The following is a 16,655-nucleotide window of genomic DNA, read 5'->3' as shown; positions in this document are numbered from 1 at the left end:
AAAAATGTCCTCAAAGATTTACCACGGCCAAGAAATATCGTGGCCAATACCTTCGATATTGGCTTGCTTGAACAGAAGCTGAGCAACTGTCAGGTCTTGCAGCGCCAACCCCGTCATGTCGAAGAGGGTGATGTCATTGGCACTACGTATGAATTCGACTTGCCCTGTCAGCAGGTCACCGATTTCGGTTACTGGTGACGCCGGCGCCCATTGCGTTTCGCCGAGCTGGCAAGCTTGAGCTCTATCGTCGACAAAGATTCTGGCCTTGGGCAGAAGCCCTCCCGGCACTTCCCTTTTGCCCTTGGTGTCTGCACCCACGCAGTTGAAGTGCGTACCGGGTTGGACGGCGTCCAGGTCAAACAGCACCTGCCCCCCGGGCGTCGCTGTGATAACTACATCACTTTTGGATACGGCATCGTTTGCCGATGCGCTGTGGCGCATGGAAACACGGTCTGAAAACTGCGATTCAAATTGGGCACTCGGTACGCCATCTGCCGTCAGATAGGTGACATGCTTGATGCCGGACATCACGCGAAGCGCGTAGTCCACTTGAATGCCGGCCTGTACGCCGGTGCCGAAAACGCAGAGTCGCGAACTGCCTCGACGAGCAAACATCTCCAGACCCAAGGCCCCGGCCGCACCTGTACGGAGTGTCGTAATGACGTTGCCATCAATGACACACAGTGGCCGTCCGGTCGTAGGATCAATCAGCAGGATGGTCGCTTGATGAGGCTCACCTTGCAGGGCACGGTTAGTCGGCCAGAAACCGGCTGCTTTGAATCCGAGCACGCCTTGGTTGGCGATACCACCGGATTTGATTCCAAAGATGCCACCCGTACTCAGCGCTTCGCGAACAACGGGGAAGTTTTGGCCATCTCCTGCGCTATGCAGGTAGAAGGCTTCGCGAACGGCGAAGAGGATCTGCTCGGGTAGCACTAGGGCATTGACACTGTCCCTATCCAGCAGTTTTAGCATTTCGATCTTGGACATTTTACGCGCCTGGCACAATAGCTAATTCAGACACAATATCCAGATCTGGACATTTTGTAAAGGTGAGGCGCAGCCGTCTGTCATGAAGGGGTGCCCACTCAGCTAAAAATTAGAACAGGCTGGAAAGATGTCTTGTGGCACAGGCAACCACCACGCTTCTGCGCCGCACGATGGCGAGCATCAAATGGTCGTCGCCGGCGGTGAAGCGCAATGCCTTGGTCAAGCTTTCGACGGCTCTCAAGTCCGCGGTATCAGAGGAGCTTCTAGCGAAGAACCCGGCAGCACCACGTGAGCTTCCGAAGCGAAGCAGGAAAGAAATTGACCCCTTCACTCTGGAGGAAGCCAACACCATCATCGAGAAGATGTACCAGCACGACCACTGGCCAAGCACTATTTACGCAGCATTTTTCGAGTTCGTGTTTTTTACGGGCATGCGTCTTTCTGAGGCCCTGGCATTGCGGTGGGATGCGGTGAGCATAGAGAAAAGGACTGCCCACGTCTGCCGCGGAATTGCCTTAGGGGAAGTGGTGGAGCGCACAAAAACTGGCGGTGATCGCTTCGTTCTGCCCAACGAGCGAGCATTGCACGCTCTGGCGTTCGTCAAAAAATAAGCAGAACGTCGGAAAAAAGGGGGAGGAAAATTCCTTGGAATGCCTTTGATTTTCCCGCCTTCAAAGAACAGCGCGCACGCAAGACAGACGCCTGAGCTGCATAAACAGTGCAAAACCACCCCGAAAACACTGGGGTGACGATACAGACCGCCATACAACTGTCGTCACGTCTATGCGACAATATGCGTTATGTCTGGCATGAACCCCGCATTCATTTCCCAGCAACTCGGCCAACACCTGCCGATGTTGCTGCCTACTTATGCGCGATGGATCAACTCACGCTCAGGCTGGAGTGCAGCGAAACATACTCCAGATGGGTCAGAAATTGCTCCCGGCTGTAAAATGCGCAACCTAAGCTATTGAAAGGTAAAGTAATTGATCTCCACAGCAAATATCACGATGCAGTTCGGCGCCAAGCCGTTGTTCGAGAACGTCTCGGTCAAATTTGGTGCAGGTAACCGCTACGGCCTGATCGGCGCCAACGGTTGCGGCAAGTCGACCTTCATGAAAATCCTCGGCGGCGACCTCGACCCGTCCGGCGGCCAAGTGATGCTTGAGCCGAACGTGCGCCTGGGTAAATTGCGCCAGGACCAGTTCGCCTACGAAGAATTCAGCGTGATCGACACTGTGATCATGGGTCACGAAGAGCTGTGGAAGGTCAAGGCCGAGCGCGATCGCATCTACTCGCTGCCGGAAATGACCGAAGAAGACGGCATGGCCGTTGCCGAGCTGGAAACCGAGTTCGCCGAGATGGACGGCTACACCGCCGAATCCCGCGCCGGTGAACTGCTGCTGGGCCTGGGTATTGGCATCGAACAACACTTCGGCCCGATGAGCGAAGTCTCCCCAGGCTGGAAACTGCGCGTGCTGCTGGCCCAGGCCCTGTTCTCCGACCCGGAAGTGCTGCTGCTCGACGAGCCTACCAACCACCTGGACATCAACACCATTCGCTGGCTGGAAAACATCCTGACCCAGCGTTCGAGCCTGATGATCATCATCTCTCACGACCGTCACTTCCTGAACAGCGTCTGCACCCACATGGCTGACCTGGACTACGGCGAGCTGCGCCTGTTCCCGGGCAACTATGACGAGTACATGACCGTGGCGACCCAGTCCCGCGAGCAGTTGCTCTCGGACAACGCCAAGAAGAAAGCACAGATCTCGGAACTGCAATCGTTCGTCAGCCGCTTCTCGGCCAACGCCTCGAAAGCCAAGCAGGCCACCTCCCGTGCCAAGGCGATCGACAAGATCCAGCTGGCCGAGGTCAAGCCTTCGAGCCGGGTCAGCCCGTTCATCCGTTTCGAGCAGACCAAAAAGCTGCACCGCCAGGCGGTCATCGTCGAGCGTATGGCCAAGGGTTTCGACGGCAAGCCGTTGTTCAAGGACTTCAGCTTCCAGGTTGAAGCCGGCGAGCGCGTGGCGATCATCGGCCCTAACGGCATCGGCAAAACCACCCTGCTGCGCACCCTGGTCAACGAGTTGAGCCCGGATGCCGGTAGCGTGAAATGGACCGACGCCGCGGAAATCGGCTACTACGCCCAGGACCACGCGTCCGACTTCGAAGACGAATCCAACCTGTTCGACTGGATGGGTCGCTGGACCACCGGTGGCGAGCAACTGGTACGCGGCACCCTGGGCCGCATGCTGTTCTCCAACGATGAGATCCTCAAGTCGGTCAAGGTCATCTCCGGTGGTGAGCAAGGTCGCATGCTGTTCGGCAAGCTGATCCTGCAAAAGCCTAACGTGCTGGTAATGGACGAACCGACCAACCACTTGGACATGGAATCCATCGAAGCACTGAACCTGGCGCTGGAGAACTACCCGGGCACGCTGATCTTCGTCAGCCACGACCGTGAGTTCGTATCGTCCCTGGCCACTCGCATCATCGAGCTGAGCCCAAGCGGCGTGACCGACTTCAGCGGCACCTACGACGACTACCTGCGCAGCCAAGGCGTGGTGTTCTAAGGTCAGCTGTTAGTTTCAAGCGACACGCTGCAAGTCAAAGCCCCGTCCTGGTGACGGGGCTTTTTTATTGCTGTGGCAGGCGCAGGCTTGCACGCGAACCTCGTCAACGCTGACGGGCACCGGCTGATATTGCGCATTGCTTTCGCCGTCTTCGCGAGCAAGCTCGCTCCTACAGGGGGTGGTTAACATTCTGACCTTTGTGGATCGTGCGCTTTTGGCTACCATCCCCCACGCCCTCGACTTTCACGGATGATGTTGCCCATGACCACGCCCACCGCCAGTGCCGATGCCGCACTGACGCACAGTACCTTTGACATGCGCCCGCTGCTGGTCGTCAACATGGCCTGCACCATGGCCATGATGGCTTTTGTGTCGCTGATCGGCCCGATTTCCCGGGTGCTGGGCATGGCCACCTGGCAAGCAGGGGCGGCGGTAACCGTGTCCGGCGTACTGTGGATGCTCCTTGCCCGGCCCTGGGGCGAGTTCAGCGACCGGCGTGGCCGCCGGCATATCCTGTTGCTCGGCGTCGGCGGCTTCACCCTCGCCTACTGGGCGCTCTGCGTGTTCATCGACCTCTCCCTGCAATGGCTGCCTTCGGCCCTGGTGGGGTTTATCGGGATCATGCTCGGGCGCGGGATCATTGGCGTGTTCTACGCGGCGATTCCGGTGGGTTGCAACGCCTTGATCGCCGACAACCTCGAACCCCGGTACCGCGCCCCCGCCATGGCCTCGCTGGGCGCCGCCAACGCCTGTGGCCTGGTAATCGGCCCGGCGATCGCCGCCCTGCTGTCGCGCTATAGCCTGAGCCTGCCGTTCTACGCCATGGCGCTGTTGCCGTTGCTGGCATTCCTGGTGCTGCGATTCAAGCTCAAGGGCCAGGAACTGCACCTCAAGCAAGCCCCGCGCAGCGTGCGCCTCAACGATCCGCGCCTGCGCCGGCCAATGGCCGTGGCCTTCGTGGCCATGCTGTGTGTGTCGATCGCACAGATCACCGTCGGCTTCTACGCCATCGACCGATTGGGTATGGGCCCATCCGAAGCGGCGCAAACCGCCGGCATCGCCCTGACCATGGTCGGCCTGGCGCTGATTTGCTCTCAGTTGATCGTGCGCAAACTGGATTGGTCGCCGCAGCGCCTGATCCGCATCGGCGCGCTGATTGCGGCGTGCGGCTATGCCGGCAGCATGTTCGCCCACACCGCCTGGGGCCTGTGGCTGTGCTTTTTTGTCTCTGCAGCGGGCATGGGCTGGATTTTCCCGTCCTTCGCCGCCCTGGCCGCCAATGCCGTGGAGGCTTCCGAGCAAGGCGCCACGGCCGGCAGCATCGGTGCCGCCCAGGGGTTTGGCGTGGTCATCGGACCCTTGGCCGCCACCCTGATCTATGCCCTGGAACCACGCCTGCCCTACCTGTGCGCAGCGGCCCTGCTGGTGCTGGTGGCGGTGTGGCCCTCGCGCAAGCCACGCTGAGCCTCAGAGGATGCGATAAAGCAGACGCTCGATCCGTACCCGGCTGACCCGACGCAGAAACTTGCTGACGTCAGGCGGGTACTCCAGCAACGTCTCCAATTGCTGATAACGCTCGATGCGGCTGGTATTGCGGAAAATCTCCGCCAGCTCGCGACGACGTGGCGCCTGCAACTCGGCCTTGGGATCATCGATCAACAAGGCGTTTTCCAGGTCCAGGCGAAATGCCCGCGGGTTGAGGTTGTTGCCGGTCAACAAGGTGTAGCGCTCGTCGACCCACATGCCCTTGAGGTGATAGGTGTTGTCACCGTCACGCCACAGATGCAGGTTCAACAGCCCACTGTCGATCACCCGCTGGTGCCGCTTGGCGAAGCGCCGCAGGCTGATCTCGTAGAGGTACGGCAGCGCGGCGATGACCCGGAATGGCTCGCTCGGCGGGATATAAAAGTCGTTGGCGGTCTTGTCGCCGACCACGATATCGACCTTCACCCCACGGGCCAAGGCCCGGTTGATCTCGCGGGTGACCGGCAAGGGTAGGTTGAAGTACGGCGTGCAGATGGTCAGTTGCTGCTGGGCACTGGCAATCAGTTCGCAAATCACCCGGTTCAGCGGGTTGTTTTTGCCCACCCCCAGCAGCGGGCTCACCGACAGGCCACCCTTGATCACGTCACCGGCGGTGGTGTCGTAGGCTGCATGCTTGAGGCGGCTGCGCAGGTCGCCAATGTCGTGGCGCAGGCTGCGGGTGCTCGGCAGGTTCGGCAAGTCGAGGCGGTGTACCGCCTTGGAGGTGATCAGCCCGTGTTGCACCAGGTGTTGCATGGAGTCGGCCAGCGCGCGGTTGCGCAGCAGGTGATAACGATCGAAGCGGTACTTGTCGAACTTGTGCAGGTAGACGTTGTTCAGGCTGGCGCCGCTGTAGATCACGCAGTCGTCGATCACGAAACCCTTGAGGTGCAACACGCCGAACAGCTCGCGGGTCTGGACCGGAACGCCATACACCGGCACTTCGCTGGCGTGGTCGCGGGTCATCTGCTGATACCAGGCCGAGTTGCCCGGCTGTTTACCGGCACCGATCAGGCCGCGCTGGGCCCGCAGCCAGTCCACCACAACCACCACGTCGAGCTCCGGACGCGCGGCTTTGGCGGCGTGCAAGGCATCGAGGATTTCCTGGCCGGCTTCATCGTGTTGCAGGTACAGCGCGACGATGTAGATGCGCCGGGTTGCCTGGGCGATCTGCTCCAGCAGGCAACGACGAAACTCGGCAGCGCCATCAAGGATGGTGACCGCATCGGCGGTCAGCGCGAAACTGCGCAGTTTGGGCAGCAGGGAACGTTTGAAAAGCGACGGCATAGGGCTCGCAAATGGGTCGAATCCGAAGAACCCACGAGCTTACACCATGTCCGAAAAAATAGACATTTCCAATCCAGCATTGACCAAGGAGAATGATCGTTCTACTCTCTGTTTCATGAACCCAATCAATAGCATCGACACCCGCGATATCATCCTCGACGTCACCGAAAAGTTGATCTACCGAAGTGGCATTGCCGCCACGGGCATGGACTTGCTGGTGAAAACCGCCGGTGTCTCGCGCAAAAGCATTTATCGCTACTTCGCCAACAAGGACGCGTTGATCGTTGCCGCCCTGCAGCGTCGCGATCAGCGCTGGATGCACTGGTTCACCACCCAGGTGGACCAGGCCCCAACTGCTGGCGAGCGCCTGCTCAATGTATTCGACGTGCTCAAGACCTGGTTCGCCAGCGAAGGCTTTCGCGGCTGCGCGTTCATCAACACCAGTGGCGAGACCGGCGACCCCCGGGACCCGGTACGCCAGGTCGCCAAGGCACATAAAGACAAGCTGCTCGACTACCTGCACACCCTGTGTCTGGACCATGCCGTGCAGGACCCGCAGGCGCTGGCCAGACAGTTGCTGATCCTGATCGATGGCGCCATCACCGTGGCCCTGGTGACGGGTGATCAGAGTGCCGCTGATCGTGCGCAAGACATGGCGCGAAAGTTATTGCAGCTGGAATGCCTCACGCCCTAGCCAGTTGCTGTTCCACCCCAACCTGCCCCGGAGCCGCTTTATGTCCTCTGCTGCCGAAGTTCGTCCGCCCCTGCCCCCCTTCAACCGCGAGTCGGCCATGCACAAGGTTCGCCTGGCCGAAGACGGCTGGAACTCCCGCGACCCAGAGCGGGTGTCGCTGGCCTATACCCTGGACACCCAGTGGCGCAACCGCGCCGAGTTCATCAACGACCGCGAACAGGCCAGGTTTTTCCTGGCCCGCAAATGGGCCCGGGAACTGGATTACCGGTTGATCAAGGAGCTCTGGGCGTTCAGCGATAACCGCATCGCTGTACGCTATGCCTACGAATGGCACGACGACTCGGGCAACTGGTACCGCTCCTACGGCAATGAAAACTGGGAGTTCGATGAACAGGGCCTGATGGCCAAGCGGTATGCCTGTATCAACGACCTGCCGATCCAGGAGCACCAGCGCCTGTTCCATTGGCCGCTGGGTCGGCGACCGGACGACCATCCCGGGCTGTCTGAACTGGGCCTGTAGACCTTGAGCTAGAGTCGCCCAGGGGAGCGCTATCGGGCCTCGCAGTTTTCGGATAGCGCCTCCCCCAGGCGCCCTGCACCATGCGCGGCTCATTCGCCACCGCCCATGGGTAATCCAGTGATACGCCTCTTTCGCCTGCTTCCAGTGGTCCTGCTCCTCGCCGTAACCGGTTGTACGACTATGCCCGACGCCGACACACGTCATTCCGGATTCCTCAACGACTACGCAAGGTTGAGCAAAGACCCGCAATGGCCCAAGAGCGAAATGTGGGTCAAGCCCGGTCTTGAAATAAACCAGACCTACCAGAAACGGGTCTACCTGGAGCCGCCGCGCTTTTACTTCACCGGCAAGGACCTCTCGCGCAGCCCGGCCGATACCAGCGCCATGCTCAAGTACCTGAACCAGGCGCTGCAGCATCAGTTCCTGACGGCCGGCTACGAAGTCACCCGTCGCCCGGAACCCCATGCGCTGATGCTGCGCACCGCCATCACCGGCACCGAACGCACCCCGCGTGACCTGTCGATTCCCGAGTACCTGCCGATCGGCTTTGTCATCGGCGGTGCCATGTACCTGACCGGCACCCGGGATGAAAGCCTGCGCATCTTCTTTGAAAGCGAAATGCGCGATGCCCAGACCGGCGAGTTGCTGGCGCAATCCGTCAGCGCCACCACGGGCAAGCAAATCTCGCCAGCGGACGCCACCAAGGTCGAGGACGCCTACCCCGCCCTCGATGCCTGGGCCAAACAATTGCGTGAGCGCGCTGACCTGGCCTTCGCCAAGCAAGCGTCAACCGACTGACCCGACACCTTGTAGCCACCCCACCCTGGTTGGCCAGACTGTGGCCGACCAGCAGAACGTCGCGAACACCTGTACTCAAGAGGACGAACCATGAGCCATTCTTTCACCTTGAAAAACGGCTCCAAGGCCCTGTTCAATCCTGAGGACTCCAGGTTATCGATCACCACGCCCCTGGGCGAAATTCAGCACAGCACCCTGGGGCGGGCCGAATCACGCCTGCTGGATTTACTGCTCGCCGAACCCGGGGTCATCAAATCCCGGGAGCAGATTATCGAACACACCTGGAATGACCGCGTGGTCGCCTCAGGCAGCTTGAACCAGGTGGTGTTCTCCCTGCGCAACCTGCTCAACGACAGCCGCGATCATGAGATCCTGATGACCATCCCGCGGCGTGGCTATCGCTTCAACCCGGCGTATGTCAGCGCCGGGACCACCCCGCAGATTCAACCGACACCTGCACCCGTCGAGCTGGAAATCCCCAGGGCGCCTGCCCCGACGGCCGACGCCCCAGCCCCTGTTCCTGCCCCTGTCGAACCGAAACAGCCCATAGCATGGCTATCGATTGCCTATGCCGTGACCCTGCTCACGTGCCTGGCAACCCTGGCCCACTACACGTTCTCGGCCAAGGCGCCGAGCATCGAAGTGGCGAGCACCCAGCGTGACCAGTTGACCATCAACACCCTGGGCAGCAGCCGCGATTCCGCCCGGGCGCTCTACACGGCGCTCGAGCAACAACTGCAAGACCTGCCGAAGCATCTGATCGGCCAGGTCTGGATCAACCAGTCCCGCTCCAACTACTCGATCTCCTGCATTCGTGCCGATCAAAGCACCCGCAATATGCTGTTCAACCCCCAGCAAAAACCACTCGCCAGCCTCCTTGCGCAATGCCTGGAGGTGACCCTGTGAGCCTGCAGAGAAAAACCGCCGTGCAGTGGCTGCTGTTGAGCCTGATCAACCTGGGCTGTATCGGGGCCTGGCTCTATTCGCCGGTGCCGTTCAAGAACAACAGCAACTTTCACACCCTGAGTCAGCAGTGGCTGGATGACCAGAGTCAATTGAACACCGAGGAATACCTCACGGTGAACGCAAATCGAATGACCCACTCGACCATCGAAAGCCTCAACGGCAAGTTCCGTCATGCCACCCTGACTGCCGACATCACCCAATCGGGCAACGATGCCCTCCAGGTGCAAGTGGTGCGCGCCAAACTGAGCCAGGACCGCGAGCTGTTCGCCATCGAAAAAACCCCGGAGCTGTTTTTTCGTCGCCAGTACGTCGTCCAGGAAGGTTCCACGCTCAACTACAGCCTGTTGGCGACACCCAGTGAAAACACCCTGTGCTTCTTCCTCCACGAAATGGACCGCCTGCGCTGCATGAACCACTGACCTCCCGGCAAATGACAATCAATGATTTCCATTGCGCGCCTGGCGCTCCCACCCTGCTCCATTTCCCTATCCCAAGGAGACCCGCATGCTCAGCCGTCGCTTGAATCACTTACCACTCAAACAAAAGATACTGCTGTGCACCTTCGTCTATCTGTGCGGAATCACCCTGGCCTGGCTCGTGGACATGTGAACAGCCCCCCGAGTTGAAACAACCGATCTGAATACTCCAGGGTCAAACCATGATGGCGCATTATCTGGCGTGGGCGAGACAACAGGACTTGTCGAGCTGTGCAACTCAAGGAAGGCTGGAAGTCAAATACCAGCCCATCGCTGACCGGCGCACAGGCCGCTTGGTCGGCGCCACCGCCCTGCCACGCTGGAGCCGGGGCGGTATCAGTGTCCCGTCCCAGGTCGTGCAGCAAATGACAGGTGCTGTGGTACGCCAGGTCGCCGAGGACTACAGCGTTTACCTGTGGGCCTGCAAAGACTTCTCCATCCGCCTTCCCCTGTCCCCTCAGGACATCCTCGACCCTGATTTCGCGGACTATGTTGCCGCCGTATTGGAGCGGTACGACATCCCCGCCTCGGCGATCAGGCTCGATGCCAGCGCCAGTTCCCCGGGCAATCAGTCTGCCGCGCTGCCCATTGCCGCACTGGCGCGCAAGTACTTCGCGATTGCCAACGAAGCACAGACCCTGGGCCGCTGAGGGCGGCGACGGCAATAAGCATTAATGACTTTTATCAATCATTGGGGCCGGGCAATTTCCCGGCCAACACTTCACACCTGACAAACCCGTACAAGGACTACCCTGCACATGCCATTTCGAAAATTCGCCTTCGTTTCCCTGCTGTCATTGCTGGCGCTGCCAGCGTTCGCCGATGACAAGGGCTTTTACCTGGGCGCCGGTGTGACCAGCATCGAAACCGACGACAGCGCCTTGAGCGATGAAGACAACAGCTACAAGGTCTACGGCGGTTACCGCGCCAATGGTTACCTGGCATTCGAGGGCGCCATCGTCGACCTCGGCAAGTTCAAGGACGACAACCTCGACTTCGAAGGTCACTCGGCCCAGGTCGCCGCCCACGTCGGCTTCCCTATCGGCGAGCGCATTCGCCTGTTCGGCAGTGTCGGCGCCCACGCCTGGGACGCCGATGGCAACGCTGCCGACGATGACACCGGGGTCGACCTGACCTACGGCGCCGGAGTCGAGATGGACGTGCTGCGCAACATTGGCATCCGCGCCGAGTATGAAGTGTTACAGGTCGGTAACCTAGATCTGAACCAGACCACGGCGTCGGCCTATATACTCTTCTGAGTTTCGCCGGTCGGGCGCGCGCAATGCTCGCCCGCCCTGGCCACTCAGACGCCGCCAGGCCCACTCAACCCGAGTCTTTTCAGGTGCCCTTCCTGTACAGCATGTCCGCCCTTCCAACCCCCGCGTTACTGACCCTCGAATCCGTCGCCCTGGACGAACTGTCCACTGGCAATGACCAATGGCACATCGATTTTTCTTCCGTCGAGAAACACGCGTGCATCCATCGCCTCAAGCACATGCGCGGCCCTCGCCTGCGCCATAGCCGATTCGATTTCAAGTGTTCCATCAGCGCCGTCAGTTGCGTACCCGAGGGGCACATCACCTTCGCCCTGTCCCAGTCGTCCACGGGCCGCCCGACCTGGAACCACCAGCGGCTGTACCCCAATGAAATGGTGGTGCTGTACAGCGGCGAACCGGTGCATTACCTGTGCGAGCCCAACGAAGCCCTGTTCACCGTCACCACCACCCTGGAACACTACGAGCAGTGCCGCGAACTGTACGGCACCACCGACGTGCTCAAGCAGCGCCAGGGCCAGCGCTATCAGGCCCACGATCACTATTCGGTGCTGAACGCGGTCAACGCCATCAGCGTCTCGTTGAACCAGCGCCATCCACCTGACGTCGTGTCCGGCTCGCAATGGGAAGCGACCTTGCTCAGCTCATTGCTGCAGGCCCTGAGCCCACGCCAGGACTCGGCGCGCGAAGCGCCATTGCGCAGACACATCGCCAGCCAGGCCATCGAATACCTGCACGCCCATGCGCACACCGCGCTGTGCATGGAGCAGCTCACGCAAACCCTCGGGACCCACGGCCGCACCTTGCACCAGGGTTTCGTCGAGACCTTCGGCACCACGCCCATGGCCTACCTGCGCACCCTGCGCCTGTCCAACGCTCGGCACGACCTGCTGACCCAGCGCTGGCCGACCGTGACCGAAACGGCCATGCACTGGAACTTCTTCCATCTGGGGCGTTTCTCCCAGGATTATCAGCGTACCTACGGTGAGTCGCCGTCCCAGACGATGCGCCGCAACAGCGCCTGAACCGGGCGGCGGGCGGTGCAGCGGTCGCCGCCGCCACAGGTTATGGGTAAGATGGCGCCGGCCCTACCCTACTGCCCCACCGAATAAGTCGACCCCATGCCTTTCGAACTCAGCGTAGACCTCACCACCCTGGCCATTCTGGCCGTTGTTGCATTTATTGCCGGTTTCATCGATGCCATCGCCGGTGGCGGCGGTCTGCTGACCACCCCGGCCCTGCTCACCGCCGGCCTGCCTCCGCACCTGGTGCTGGGCACCAACAAGCTCAGCGCGACCTTCGGCTCGGCCATCGCCAGCGTCACCTTCTACCGGCGCAAACTGTTCCATCCAAGGCAGTGGGTGCATGCAATTGTCGGCACCCTGGTGGGGGCGCTGACCGGCGCGGTCGTGGCGCACTACCTGCCGGCCGAATGGTTGAACAAAATGCTCCCGGTGATTGTGTTCGCCTGTGGCCTGTACCTGCTGTTTGGCGGTACACCCAAAGCGCCGGTGGACAGCGACGCGCCAATCAAGAAGAAGTGGCAGTCGACCCAAGGCTTCAGCCTCGGTTTCTACGACGGCGTGGCCGGTCCCGGCACGGGTGCGTTCTGGACCGTCAGCAGCCTGCTGCTGTACCCCATCGACCTGGTCAAGGCCAGCGGCGTGGCGCGCAGCATGAACTTCGTCAGCAACGCGGCCGCGCTGTCGGTGTTCATTTTTTCCGGGCAGGTGGACTGGATCATCGGCCTGAGCATGGGTGTGTCGGTGATGGTCGGAGCGTTTTTTGGCGCACGCACCGCCATCAGCGGCGGGGCGAAGTTCATTCGCCCGGTATTCATCACGGTGGTGCTCGGCCTGACCGTGCGCCTAGCCTGGCAGCACTGGTTCAGCGTGGCCTAAGCGCCGCGCAACGTAGACGTCGATCAGGTAACGGGCAATCGAGCGCGACGCCGGCAACGGCGGCAGCGCGTGAATGTTGAACCACTGGGCGTCTTCAATCTCATCGGCTTGCGGGACGATCTCGCCCGCGGCGTACTCGGCATGGAAGCCGAGCATCATTGAATGGGGGAACGGCCAGCACTGGCTGCCCAGGTACTGGATGTTCCTGACCTCGATCTGCACCTCCTCGCGCACCTCACGAATCAGGCAGTCCTCGGCCGACTCCCCGGGCTCGGCAAAACCGGCCAGGGTGCTGTAGACCCCACTGACAAACCGCGGCGAACGCGCCAGGAGAATCTCGTCGCCACGGGTGATCAGCACAATCATGCTCGGTGAAATGCGCGGGTAACTGCGCAGGTCACACGGCTGGCAATACATCGCCCGCTCACGTGGCACCTGGACCATGGCCTGGCCGCAGTTGCCACAAAAACGGTGCTCGCGGGCCCAGGTGCCGATCTGCGCGGCGTAACCGAGCACCTTGTACAACGTGTGATCGCCCTCAAGCATGAACCCACGCAAACCTTTCCAGCCACACCCCGGCACCTCGCCCGCCGCCTGCAACTCCAGCAGGTACACCGGCTCACCGTCGAGATGACCGATGCCATGCTCGGCCAGAAGCGACAGGTCCTGGCGCTTGAGCCATTCCCGGGGGAACAGCGCGCCGTTGTCATCGAACAAAAAACCTTCGGGGCTGCGGGCTACCGCCCAGCCGCCGGTTACGTCGGTGTCGAGTACTGCCGTGGTCCAGCGTGAAGTCATGTGGTCTCAATCCAGAAATTCGGGCTTCTGTTTGCTCATATGGGCGGCCATGGCCACGCGCAGATCGTTGGACTGCAGCATGGCGGCGTTCCAGGTGGCGATGTATTCCAGGCCATCGTTGATGCTGTGATCACGCATGTAGCTGATCATGGCCTTGGTGCCGGCGATGGCAATCGGCGACTTGGCGGCGATCTCGCGGGCAATGCCCATGACCCCGTCCAGCAGGCTCTCGGTGTCCGGGTAGACCCGATTGACCAGGCCAATCTCACGCGCTTGCTCGGCGCCAAAGGTGCGTCCAGTGTAAGCCAGTTCACGCAGCATGCCGTCACCAATGATCCGCGGCAAGCGTTGCAGGGTGCCGACGTCGGCAGCCATGCCGATGTCGATTTCCTTGATCGAGAATTGCGCATCGGCGGCCGCGTAGCGCATGTCGCAAGCGCTGATCAGGTCGATGGCCCCGCCCAGGCAATAGCCCTGGATCGCCGCCAATACCGGCTTGCGGCAGTTGTCGACCGCATTGAACGAGGCCTGCAAGGCCAGGATCTTGCGCCGCAGCAGACGCGCGTTGCGACCCACGTCCTTGCCCATTTCGTTAGCCACCCCAGCCAGCATCATCAGGTCGATCCCCGAGGAGAAATGCTTGCCGGCACCGCTGATCACCACCGCACGAACCTCATCGGTGTCTTCGATCCACTGGAAAATCTCGATGATCTCAGTCCAGAACGCGGCATTCATCGCGTTGATCTTTTCCGGACGGTTGATCTGCACATGGGCGATGTTGTCCGCCAGTTCGACGCGAAAGGCTTGATATTCGGGCATGGCAGTAATCCTTGCTGGCACAGAAATGAAGGCCCGAACTATACCAAGCCGCTGCCCGCAGCCGTAGGCGCCGCATCGGCCAAAAACAGGACTGGCTTTGCCAGATACCGGACGCAAAAAAAACCGCGCCTGCCAGGGGCGGACGCGGTGGGTTCAGCGCTGTGGCAGGATCAATGCATGAACAGGGCGATCAGGATAATGATCGGGATCGGCACGCCTAGGAAAAACAGCAAGAGTGAGCGCATGGTCGTTCTCCTTCAATCAACGAATGGCGTTGGGCGCAGTGACCGGGATGTAGCCGGCCGGTTCCAGGTACACCACCGCATCCCGGCGGCGACCGCCAAAGGTAGCGGCGAGGCTCGCAAAAAACGCACCACACAACAGTGCGACAAACATCCACAGCGCAGTCCAGGCCGCCACTTTACTGGCCGTGTCCGCCGCTTGTTTGGCTGCGAGCTTGGCATCGTCGACCGCCTTGCGCACCTTGGCGAAGACGTCATCGACACGGCGCTCGGCATCGGCCTGGGTCAGGTTGGTCCGTTGGGCCACCAGTTGGGCCAGGTAGGCGCGATCCTCCGCCGCCAGTTGACCGTCGTGGCTCAAGGTCTGCACGAAGATCCGCGTCACGGTGGCATGGGCGGCATCGTCGCTCACCGCCGCCGGACGATCATCGCGAAACAGGGTGTCGACGAAATAGCCGTAATCATCCGCGCCACCTTGGCTGGCAGCGGTCCCCGCGGCCTGGGTCATGGCACTGGCCGCGCCACCCGCCACACTGGCACCGGCCTGCACGCCACCACCGACGATACTGCTGACCGAGCCGACCACCAGGGTCGCAGTCACCAGGGTCGCCACCGCCCAAGCCAAAAAGCCATGGGCCGTGTCGCGAAAATACACCTCATCGCCATGCATGTTCGACCACTTCACCCGCAGCCGTCCGGCGATGTAGCCACCGAGCCCCGAGGCGACAATCTGGGTGAACGCCAGCCAGACAATAGTGGAGATCCCCAGGCCCTTGGCACTGATCCCGCTCCCGGCCCACGGCGACACCGCCGAAAACCCGAGGCCAAAACCCAGCACCACCAGAATCAGCGACAGCGCAGCCGCCGCAGCGGCCCCGGCAAAAATCGCCGCCCAGGACACCCCCGACAGCGCACTCGACGCTGGCAGATCGGCCGGATACATATCAGAGGTTCTATTCATTGTTGTAGTGCTCCAGGCATGAGGAAGACGGTTGCAACGCTTCAGACCTGGTATTGCAGCCAACATGCCAGCGACCAACTTTGAATAAACCGTTCTATTTCAATCAGTTGAAAACTACTGCGGTTTGCCGCCCATGCAATTTGCAACAACCGCCCCCCGCGGAGCGGGCTTAATGCACTGTCAGCGTCACCGCCGCTACTTACGCTTGTAGCTCTTGTTGCCACTGGGCGTCAGACAATAAACCCCACCCCTGGGCCCGGTACAAAACGCCCCGCTGCCACACTGACACCCACCCGAGTCCCGCAACAAAGGCTGGGCCACGGCACTGCCGGCCTTCTGACCGAAGGTGGCCGAACAGCTTTTTTTCGACGCACTGATGGAACCGTCGTTGCACAAAAACAACGCGCCGTCACAACGGGCAATCCCACCTTTTTTTCCGGAGCACGGCTGATTCGCCGCCGAAGCGAAAGACATCGTGAACCCCAGGAGGAGCAACACAGACAAAAACGGCATCCAGCCACGGCGAGACAAAACACGCACGATGAAGCTCCCGAGAAAAGTATGGCTGGATGATATCAATGTTCCACGCACAACCCACTACACCCACTACCGCCCCTCAACAGGCCAAGCGCCAGCTCGCCTGCCACTCTTGATCTTGAGCCTCCCAGGCGGGGGGATTGCCGAGATCCACGGTGTGGCGCAAATCGCCATCGCGAGCAAGCCGCAAGCGGGCGCTCGCTCCCACAGAGGTATCCCACATAGATGTTCCACCCAGAAAAAGCAGGCCGGCCGGCAGGTCGCCGTGCTCTTACTTTCGCGCTTTTCGAAA

The 16,655-nt window shown here is 60.9% G+C and carries 17 protein-coding genes and 1 pseudogene; 12 read left to right on the top strand and 6 right to left on the bottom strand.

Going from position 1 to position 16,655, the window contains the following annotated elements:
- Positions 1 to 18: 18 nt before the first annotated feature.
- Positions 19 to 990, bottom strand: a complete 972-nt coding sequence (locus tag H7995_RS04165; protein WP_185818031.1) for an ornithine cyclodeaminase family protein — start codon at positions 988 to 990, stop codon at positions 19 to 21.
- Positions 991 to 1,136: 146 nt separating this feature from the next.
- Between H7995_RS04165 and H7995_RS04160 the strand changes: the two are divergent.
- From H7995_RS04160 to H7995_RS04150, 3 genes and pseudogenes are all read left to right on the top strand, one after another.
- Positions 1,137 to 1,956 (top strand): annotated as a pseudogene (locus H7995_RS04160) (tyrosine-type recombinase/integrase); the annotation flags it as partial.
- Between the two features lie 20 nt (positions 1,957 to 1,976).
- The gene (locus H7995_RS04155) at positions 1,977 to 3,566 is read left to right on the top strand and encodes an ABC-F family ATPase (RefSeq protein WP_095168355.1); all 1,590 of its coding nucleotides are present in this window, start codon (positions 1,977 to 1,979) and stop codon (positions 3,564 to 3,566) included.
- A gap of 261 nt (positions 3,567 to 3,827) precedes the next feature.
- Positions 3,828 to 5,030 carry an MFS transporter gene (locus tag H7995_RS04150; RefSeq protein WP_182344528.1) on the top strand — a complete coding sequence of 401 codons (1,203 nt, stop codon included), beginning with the start codon at positions 3,828 to 3,830 and terminating at the stop codon, positions 5,028 to 5,030.
- 3 nt (positions 5,031 to 5,033) lie between these two features.
- Here H7995_RS04150 and pssA read toward each other — a convergent pair whose 3' ends face one another.
- A complete protein-coding gene (pssA, locus tag H7995_RS04145) occupies positions 5,034 to 6,377 on the bottom strand; it encodes a CDP-diacylglycerol--serine O-phosphatidyltransferase (protein WP_185818030.1) in 1,344 nt (447 codons plus the stop codon).
- 115 nt (positions 6,378 to 6,492) lie between these two features.
- Between pssA and H7995_RS04140 the strand changes: the two genes are divergently transcribed.
- The 9 genes from H7995_RS04140 (at position 6,493) to H7995_RS04100 (ending at position 13,006) form a co-directional block, all read left to right on the top strand.
- Positions 6,493 to 7,071, top strand: a complete 579-nt coding sequence (locus tag H7995_RS04140) for a TetR/AcrR family transcriptional regulator (protein WP_166591741.1) — start codon at positions 6,493 to 6,495, stop codon at positions 7,069 to 7,071.
- Positions 7,072 to 7,111: 40 nt separating this feature from the next.
- A complete protein-coding gene (locus H7995_RS04135) occupies positions 7,112 to 7,591 on the top strand; it encodes a nuclear transport factor 2 family protein (protein WP_166591737.1) in 480 nt (159 codons plus the stop codon).
- Positions 7,592 to 7,771: 180 nt separating this feature from the next.
- Positions 7,772 to 8,389, top strand: coding sequence for a DUF3313 domain-containing protein (locus H7995_RS04130; RefSeq protein ID WP_182344526.1), 618 nt, complete (start codon positions 7,772 to 7,774; stop codon positions 8,387 to 8,389).
- A 90-nt stretch (positions 8,390 to 8,479) separates the two neighbouring features.
- Complete coding sequence (locus H7995_RS04125; RefSeq protein ID WP_185818029.1) at positions 8,480 to 9,295, top strand: transcriptional regulator; 816 nt, start codon at positions 8,480 to 8,482, stop codon at positions 9,293 to 9,295.
- Positions 9,292 to 9,774 (top strand): hypothetical protein, encoded by a 483-nt coding sequence (locus H7995_RS04120; RefSeq protein ID WP_232534610.1) that lies wholly within the window; start codon positions 9,292 to 9,294, stop codon positions 9,772 to 9,774. Before H7995_RS04125 ends, H7995_RS04120 begins: the two co-directional genes overlap by 4 nt.
- Positions 9,775 to 10,013: 239 nt before the next feature.
- Positions 10,014 to 10,481, top strand: coding sequence for an EAL domain-containing protein (locus tag H7995_RS04115; protein WP_166591733.1), 468 nt, complete (start codon positions 10,014 to 10,016; stop codon positions 10,479 to 10,481).
- Positions 10,482 to 10,589: 108 nt separating this feature from the next.
- Positions 10,590 to 11,090, top strand: a complete 501-nt coding sequence (locus tag H7995_RS04110) for an outer membrane beta-barrel protein (protein ID WP_166591732.1) — start codon at positions 10,590 to 10,592, stop codon at positions 11,088 to 11,090.
- A 101-nt stretch (positions 11,091 to 11,191) separates the two neighbouring features.
- The gene (locus H7995_RS04105; protein WP_185818028.1) at positions 11,192 to 12,130 is read left to right on the top strand and encodes a helix-turn-helix transcriptional regulator; all 939 of its coding nucleotides are present in this window, start codon (positions 11,192 to 11,194) and stop codon (positions 12,128 to 12,130) included.
- A gap of 96 nt (positions 12,131 to 12,226) precedes the next feature.
- Positions 12,227 to 13,006: a TSUP family transporter gene (locus H7995_RS04100; RefSeq protein WP_166591730.1), complete on the top strand. Its 780-nt coding sequence runs from the start codon at positions 12,227 to 12,229 to the stop codon at positions 13,004 to 13,006.
- Here H7995_RS04100 and nudC read toward each other — a convergent pair.
- The 4 genes from nudC to H7995_RS28430 form a co-directional block, all read right to left on the bottom strand.
- A complete protein-coding gene (nudC, locus tag H7995_RS04095; protein ID WP_166591729.1) occupies positions 12,974 to 13,804 on the bottom strand; it encodes an NAD(+) diphosphatase in 831 nt (276 codons plus the stop codon). The two genes, H7995_RS04100 and nudC, sit on opposite strands and share 33 nt — an antisense overlap.
- 6 nt (positions 13,805 to 13,810) lie before the next feature.
- Positions 13,811 to 14,623 (bottom strand): crotonase/enoyl-CoA hydratase family protein, encoded by an 813-nt coding sequence (locus H7995_RS04090; protein ID WP_166591728.1) that lies wholly within the window; start codon positions 14,621 to 14,623, stop codon positions 13,811 to 13,813.
- Positions 14,624 to 14,884: 261 nt separating this feature from the next.
- Complete coding sequence (locus tag H7995_RS04085; RefSeq protein ID WP_185818027.1) at positions 14,885 to 15,826, bottom strand: hypothetical protein; 942 nt, start codon at positions 15,824 to 15,826, stop codon at positions 14,885 to 14,887.
- 195 nt (positions 15,827 to 16,021) lie between these two features.
- Positions 16,022 to 16,339, bottom strand: coding sequence for a YdcA family protein (locus H7995_RS28430; protein ID WP_244647613.1), 318 nt, complete (start codon positions 16,337 to 16,339; stop codon positions 16,022 to 16,024).
- Positions 16,340 to 16,655: the final 316 nt, after the last annotated feature.

It is taken from the genome of Pseudomonas kielensis, from assembly GCF_014236655.1.
Taxonomy (GTDB): Bacteria; Pseudomonadota; Gammaproteobacteria; order Pseudomonadales; family Pseudomonadaceae; genus Aquipseudomonas; species Aquipseudomonas kielensis.
The sequence above is the reverse complement of the archived record's forward strand: the minus strand, read 5'-3'. Positions and strand labels throughout refer to the sequence as shown.